Genomic DNA, 6,651 nt, shown 5'->3' on the forward strand with positions numbered 1-6,651 from the left:
CCTGGTGGGGAGCGACCCTTTCGCTGAGTTGCTGGCGGCCTGCAGCGTGCGGGGGGTGGGGGGGGCTTACCCGGTACAGTTGGATGAGTGCGGGCGCGTACAGGACAGTGAACGCGAGATCCCTTCGCCGCTCTCATTGGTCCGACGCAGGCTTTTGGGGCGCACGGAAATGCGGGTGGATTGGGTGAACGCAGCCTGTTTGGTGGTGCCGACGGCTGTGTGGCATGAACTGGGAGGGTTTGACGAACGCTATTTCATGTACTGCGAAGACGTGGATTTCTGCTTGCGTTTGAGGCTGCGGGGACTGAACTTGGCCAAAGCTCCGGTGCAGGTGATTCACGCGGGACAACGCGCCAGTGGGCGCAGCCTGAGGCATTTGGTCTGGCACGTGCGAAGCTTGGTGCGGCTGTGGCTTTCGCCGGTGTATGCGCGAGCGCAACAGTTGCTAACCTCGCCGTCAGCCGACGCGGGTACCATCGGCACCCCATGATTTGGTTGTCTGTGGTTGGTTTTCTGGTGGCGGCGCTGGCTGCAGGCCTCATCGTGCGATGGGGGCGGGAGCATGCGGCGGTCTATAGCGAAACCATGCCGCAGCGGTTTCATTTGGGTGATATTCCGCGCCTGGGGGGCGCCGCCTTGCTGCTGGGAATGTGCGTCAGTTGGGGGCTGGGCGTGTTGCAGTCCACTATATGGAGTGATCCTGGCTCTTTGAGGTTGGGGATCTGGGTAGGCAGCTGGCTGGTGGCCTTGCTGCCCGCGGCGCTGGGTGGCATTGCTGAAGACATGACCCAGCGCCTGTCCGTCCGGTACCGGTTGATACTGACCGGCGCCTCTGGCGTTTTGGCGGTGTGGCTGCTGGATCTGACCCTTCCTCGCCTGGGCTGGCCCTGGCTGGACACTGTGCTGACCGCCGCCCCTTGGATTGGCATTGCCATCGTCGTTCTGGCCGTTGCCGGTCTCCCACACGCCTTCAATATCATCGACGGCTACAACGGTCTGGCGGGCATGGTGGCGCTGATTGTGTGTCTGGCGCTGGCCCACGTGGCGTTGCAAGTGGGGGATCGAGCACTGGCCGCCTTGCTGGTGTCTACCGCCGCTGCTACCGCCGGATTTCTGGTGTGGAATTACCCGCGCGGCATGTTGTTTGCAGGTGACGGCGGGGCGTACATATGGGGCGTGGTGATTGCGCTGGCCAGCATTTCGCTGGTGCAGCGCAATTCAGATGTGTCGCCCTGGTTCCCCATGCTGCTGTTGATTTATCCAGTGTGGGAGACGGTGTTTTCTATCTACCGCAAGACAGTTCGTGGGGTGTCGCCCGGCGTGGCCGATGCGCTGCATTTTCACCAATTGATCTACCGGCGCATCGTGCGGGGCGTGTTCCATGACGACGAATCCCGTCGGGTTCTGATGCGCAACAACCGCACTTCGCCATACCTGTGGGGCTTTACCCTGCTCACCGTGGTGCCTGCGGTGCTGTTCTGGAGCAATACGCCGCTGCTGATGGCGTTTTGTGCGCTGTTTGTGATCAGCTACGTGATGGCTTATTTCGCCATCGTGCGTTTCAAAGTGCCTCACTGGCTACGCCACTGAAGATAGGGGTTGCGGCCCTTGCGCATGTTGATGTGGGAGTGCCGCGTGAATGCGGCACAATTTGCGCCTCACAGTTTTCACCGGATGGCACGCCTCCATGACCGACCTTCTTTCGATTGCCCCACGCGACAAGGCTGAAATCCTGGCCCAGGCGCTGCCCTATATCCGCAAGTTCCATGGCAAGACCATGGTCATCAAGTACGGCGGCAACGCCATGACCGACCCTGCCTTGCAGGCCGATTTTGCCGAAGACGTGGTGCTACTCAAGCTCGTGGGCATGAACCCCGTGGTGGTGCATGGCGGCGGACCGCAGATCGAGACGGCCCTGAACCGCCTGGGCAAGAAGGGCGAGTTCATCCAGGGCATGCGCGTGACGGATGCGGAGACCATGGAAGTGGTCGAATGGGTGCTGGCGGGAGAGGTGCAGCAGGACATCGTGGGCCTGATCAACCAGGCCGGCGGCAAGGCCGTGGGCCTCACCGGCCGCGACGGCGGCATGATCCGCGCCCAAAAGCTCAAGCTGGTGGACACCAAAGACCCGACCATTGAATACGATGTGGGCCAGGTGGGTGACATCGTGGCCATCGACCCAAGCGTGGTCAAAGCGCTGCAGGATGATGCGTTCATTCCCGTGATCAGTCCGATCGGCTTTGGCGAGAACAACGAGAGCTACAACATCAACGCGGATGTGGTGGCCAGCAAGCTCGCCACCGTGCTGCAGGCTGAGAAGCTGATGTTGTTGACCAATACGCCCGGTGTCCTGGACAAGGCAGGAAACTTGCTGACTGACCTGACAGCGCGCGAGATCGACGCGCTGTTTGCCGATGGCACCATTTCGGGTGGCATGTTGCCCAAGATTGCCGGGGCGCTCGATGCCGCCAAGGCGGGTGTGCACGCGGTGCACATCATCGACGGCCGGGTGCCACACGCCATGCTGCTCGAAATCCTGACCGATCAGGCCTACGGCACGATGATTCGTAGCCATTGAGATGCCCCCCCTGAGCCGCTTCGCGTCTTCCCCCTCTCTCGCTGCGCGGGAGCGGAACGCCACCAGTGGCCTGGCAGAGCCAGTTCCACGGTGGCACTGGCCTTTTGCGCGCCAGTGTTCGGGGTTTCGAACAATACGCAGTGCAGCGGCGAGGCGCTGACATGCGCCTGCTATTGGTCGAAGACGACGTCATGGTGGCCAGCGGCATCAAGCTGGGGCTTGCCGATGCGGGCTATGCCGTGGACTGGGTGGGCAGTGGCGAGCGGGCAGAGGAGGTGCTGCGCACAGAGTCGTTCGACGCAGCCATCATCGACATCGGCCTGCCCGCCATGGACGGCCTGGAGCTGACGCGCCGCCTGCGCCGCCCTGACATGGCCAGCCCCTCCATGCCAGTCCTCATCCTTACCGCCCGCGACGCCCTGCATGACCGCGTGCAGGGGCTGGACCTGGGGGCGGACGACTACATGGTCAAGCCGTTTGAGCTGCCCGAGCTGCTGGCACGCCTGCGCGCCTTGCTGCGCCGTTCGCAGGCGGCTACCACGGCGGTTCTCAGTTTTGGCCCGCTGGAGCTGGACACCGCGGGCCGCCGCGCCAGCATTCGGGCGGCTGACTCCTCCGAGCAGGTCATCGAGCTGGGTCCGCGCGAGTGGACGGTGCTCGAATATTTGCTCATCAACGCGCCCAAGCCTGCCAGCAAAGACAAACTGCTGCAGGCGCTGACCGGCTGGGACAAGGAGATCACGCCCAACGCGGTGGAGGTCTACGTATCCCGCCTGCGCGGCAAGCTGGAGCCTCACGGGGTGGCGCTGCGGTCTATTCGCGGCTTCGGTTACCGGCTGGAACTCCAGGCGCCCTGACTCGGTTCGGTCTTCCTGCCTGATTGACTGCCCGCCATGACGCAGCCCCAGCCCGTCCCTTCTCAGCGGCCCGGGCTGCGCGCCATGACCTCCGACCTGCGCAACCGGCTGCTGTTCATGCTGGTGCTGCCCCTGTGCGCGCTGGCGTTTGTGGGGGTGTGGCTGGACTACCGCTCGGCCGACGAGGCTGCGGGTCGGCACGACCAGCGCCTGCTGCGGCTGCTGCCGGCACTGGCAGATTCGGTGCTGGCCCCGCCGATCCGTGACAACGAACCCCCTCTGTTGCTTTTGGCGCCGCCGGTCGAAGAGTTCTTGCGCCAGAACGCCGGATTTGCAGGCTTCAGCGTGCGCGATGTCGGCGGAAACCTGCTGCTGGGCGACGACTGGGTGCACAGCGCGGTGCCCACCACGCAGGCGCCGGAATTTCACAGCGTGGAGTTTGGCGGGGTGACCTACCGGGTGGCTGTGTTGCGCGGTCGCACCGGGGCGGGGGAGCTGGTGGTGGCACTGGCAGATGGGTCTGACCCGCGCCAGCAGTGGGCCCAGCAACTGTTTTTGCGCGTACTGCTGCCCAACCTGGTGCTGGTGGCGGCTGCTGCGCTGGCCATTCACTGGGCGGTGCGCCGGGCGTTCAAGCCGCTGGTGGACTTGGCCGAAGCGGTGGAGCACCGCTCGCCGCGCGACCTGAGCCCCATTGATGAGGCTTCTTCCCCCACCGAGGTGCGTCCGCTGGTGCATTCACTCAACCGGCTGTTTGCGCTGGTCAACGCGCAGGCGGAGGGGCAGCGCCGTTTTGTGGCCGATGCCGCCCACCAGCTGCGCACGCCACTGGCGGGCTTGCAAGCCCAGGTCGAGGCGTGGGCCATGATGGCCAAAGCGGCAGCGCCTCCACGGGTTTTGTTGCCAGATTTTGATAGAAAACAGGCTCTAGCGCAGGATGGTAAAGCGCAAGGTGCTATTGTTTTAGGAGTCGATCAGATCGAGAAACTGCGCAACGCCACGCGCCGCACCTCGCAACTGGCGCACCAGTTGCTGGCGCTGTCGCGTGCCGATGCGCGCAGCCTGGATGCGCAGCCCCCGCAGCGGGTGGACCTGAAAGATCTGTGTGAAACGCTGCTTGAAAATTTTCTCGACCCCGCCACCGGCAAAGGTCTGGACCTGGGGCTGGATGTGCAACCCGTGCACGTGACGGGCCACGGCTGGCTGCTGCGCGAGCTGCTGTCCAACCTGGTGGACAACGCCATCAAGTACACGCCGCCCGGTGGCATCGTCACCATTCGCTGTGGCATGCGCCAGGGCCGCGCAGGCCCTCCGAGGGTGTATGTCGAGGTGGAAGACGATGGGCCCGGCGTGCCCGAGACAGAGCGTGTCCGCGTCATGCAGCGGTTTTACCGTGTGCCAGGCACGGTGGGCGAGGGCACGGGCCTGGGCCTGGCCATTGCCGACGAGATCGCACGGGTGCACCGGGCGTCGCTCACGCTGGGCACCGGCCCCCAGGGGCATGGCTTGCTGGTGACCGTGGTGTTCCGGTTGTAGGCGGCGCAGAACATGGGGTTTTTTGCGCGTTGTGACGTTGCCTCGGCGTGGTTGCGGGGCGTGGGATGGGCGCCACAGGCCCTGTGCGAGAATCATTTCCACACATGATTTACGCCCTGCCGCAGACTGGTTTCGCCCACCCGGCGCGTGAACCAGGCACAGGGTGCCACCGGCCGCATGGCCCCACCAGAGCCCCTGTCCTGCATGTCCGAACTCTCGCCCCTTCCTGAGCCCGCCAGCACTGCCGACAACGGTGACACCCCTGCGGCGCGCAAACGGCCCAAACCCGGGGAGCGGCGGGTGCAGATCCTGCAGGCGCTGGCTTCGATGCTGGAGCAGCCGGGGGCCGAACGCATCACCACCGCTGCGCTTGCAGCGCGCCTGGCAGTCAGCGAGGCGGCTCTGTACCGCCACTTCGCCAGCAAGGCGCAGATGTTTGAAGGTCTGATCGACTTCATCGAGCAGACCGTGTTCACCCTGGTGCAGCAGATCACCGGGCGCGAGGTGCCAGACCCTGCCCAGGCCGCCGATGTGGGCGCTCGCCAGGCGGCCCGCATCGTGGCCTTGCTGCTGCAGTTTGGCGAACGCAATCCGGGGATGGTGCGTGTGATGGTGGGCGATGCGCTGGTGTTTGAGCATGACCGCCTGCAGCAGCGCATGAACCAGTTTTTTGACCGCATCGAGTCCACCTTGCGCCAGTGCTTGCGCGCCACCACCGCGGGGTCGGACACCCCCACAGTGGATGCCCAGGTCGCGGCCAGTGTGCTGACCGCCTTTGCCGTGGGGCGGTTGCAGCGGTATGCCCGCTCCGGGTTCAAGCGCATGCCGACAGAACATCTGGATGCCAGCCTGGCGCTGATGCTGTAAGGGCCGTACGAGCCAAGTTCAGAGGCGCGGGCGATATGCCCGCACCCCGGTGGCGTTGCCGCAACAGGGGTTTTTGGCGCACCTCCCTATTTTTCCGTGGGGTTTTTGCCCGGCGGTGAATTTGCTGCAGAATAGAACGAACGTTCGTTTTTATTTGCACCATGCCCGCCACCACTGATTCCCGCCAGGTCACCCGCATTCCGCGCGCTCGCACTGGCACGGGCCGTGCCTTGCAAAAAGGCCAGCAGACCAAGGCGGCCATTGTCGAGGCCGCGCTGGGGTTGGCTACGCACATCGGGCTGGAGGGGCTGTCGATTGGCGCGCTGGCCGACGTCACCGGCATGAGCAAGTCGGGCGTGTTTGCCCACTTCGGCTCGCGCGAAGAGTTGCAGATCTCGGTCATTCGCGAGTACCACACCCGTTTCGAGCAGGAAGTGTTCTACCCCGCCATGTCGGCTGCGCGCGGGCTGGCCCGCTTGCACGCGCTGTACGACAACTGGATGAAGCGCACCTCCATCGAAATCGACTCGGGCTGCATCTATATCAGCGGCGCAGTCGAGTTTGACGACCGCACCGGCCCCGTGCGCGATGCGCTGGCCAGCTCGGTCATGACCTGGCACAGCGCCATGCGTCGCGCCATTGAGCAGTGCAAGGAGCTGGGCGAGTTGCAGGCCGATGTGGATGCTGAGCAGATGCTGTTCGAAATCCACGGCCTCATCCTGGCCCTGCACTACGAAGCCCGCTTTCTGCAAAACCCCGGTTCGCTCGATCGCGCCATCCGGGGTTTTCACAACATTCTGGCGCGCTACAGCG

Annotated in this window: 7 protein-coding genes; all 7 read left to right on the forward strand. The window is 64.4% G+C overall.

Annotation, left to right across the window (positions count from 1 at the left end; all coding sequences use genetic code 11):
- Nucleotides 1-490, forward strand: a 490-nt coding sequence (locus tag ACK41V_RS23015; protein ID WP_409785908.1) for a glycosyltransferase family 2 protein, incomplete at its 5' end; no start/stop codon positions are given.
- Nucleotides 487-1,590, forward strand: coding sequence for a glycosyltransferase family 4 protein (locus ACK41V_RS23020; RefSeq protein ID WP_409785910.1), 1,104 nt, complete (start codon nucleotides 487-489; stop codon nucleotides 1,588-1,590). The genes ACK41V_RS23015 and ACK41V_RS23020, both read left to right, overlap by 4 nt.
- 97 nt (nucleotides 1,591-1,687) lie before the next feature.
- On the forward strand, nucleotides 1,688-2,578 hold the full coding sequence (gene argB / locus ACK41V_RS23025) for an acetylglutamate kinase (protein ID WP_409785912.1): 891 nt from the start codon (nucleotides 1,688-1,690) through the stop codon (nucleotides 2,576-2,578).
- A gap of 161 nt (nucleotides 2,579-2,739) precedes the next feature.
- Nucleotides 2,740-3,435, forward strand: coding sequence for a response regulator transcription factor (locus ACK41V_RS23030; RefSeq protein WP_409785914.1), 696 nt, complete (start codon nucleotides 2,740-2,742; stop codon nucleotides 3,433-3,435).
- An 84-nt stretch (nucleotides 3,436-3,519) separates the two neighbouring features.
- Nucleotides 3,520-4,971 carry an ATP-binding protein gene (locus ACK41V_RS23035; RefSeq protein ID WP_409785920.1) on the forward strand — a complete coding sequence of 484 codons (1,452 nt, stop codon included), beginning with the start codon at nucleotides 3,520-3,522 and terminating at the stop codon, nucleotides 4,969-4,971.
- 204 nt (nucleotides 4,972-5,175) lie between these two features.
- The gene (gene slmA / locus ACK41V_RS23040) at nucleotides 5,176-5,838 is read left to right on the forward strand and encodes a nucleoid occlusion factor SlmA (protein WP_409785916.1); all 663 of its coding nucleotides are present in this window, start codon (nucleotides 5,176-5,178) and stop codon (nucleotides 5,836-5,838) included.
- Nucleotides 5,839-5,999: 161 nt separating this feature from the next.
- On the forward strand, nucleotides 6,000-6,651 hold a 652-nt coding region (locus ACK41V_RS23045; RefSeq protein ID WP_409785918.1), incomplete at its 3' end, for a TetR/AcrR family transcriptional regulator.

This window comes from Acidovorax sp., from assembly GCF_046291265.1.
Classification (GTDB): Bacteria; Pseudomonadota; Gammaproteobacteria; order Burkholderiales; family Burkholderiaceae_C; genus Acidovorax.

What these genes read in the sequence shown, in the direction of transcription:
- ACK41V_RS23020 (WP_409785910.1), top strand. Translation starts at nt 487, where the DNA reads ATGATTTGGTTGTCTGTGGTTGGTTTTCTGGTGGCGGCGCTGGCTGCA.
- argB (WP_409785912.1), top strand. Translation starts at nt 1,688, where the DNA reads ATGACCGACCTTCTTTCGATTGCCCCACGCGACAAGGCTGAAATCCTG.
- ACK41V_RS23030 (WP_409785914.1), top strand. Translation starts at nt 2,740, where the DNA reads ATGCGCCTGCTATTGGTCGAAGACGACGTCATGGTGGCCAGCGGCATC.
- ACK41V_RS23035 (WP_409785920.1), top strand. Translation starts at nt 3,520, where the DNA reads ATGACCTCCGACCTGCGCAACCGGCTGCTGTTCATGCTGGTGCTGCCC.
- slmA (WP_409785916.1), top strand. Translation starts at nt 5,176, where the DNA reads ATGTCCGAACTCTCGCCCCTTCCTGAGCCCGCCAGCACTGCCGACAAC.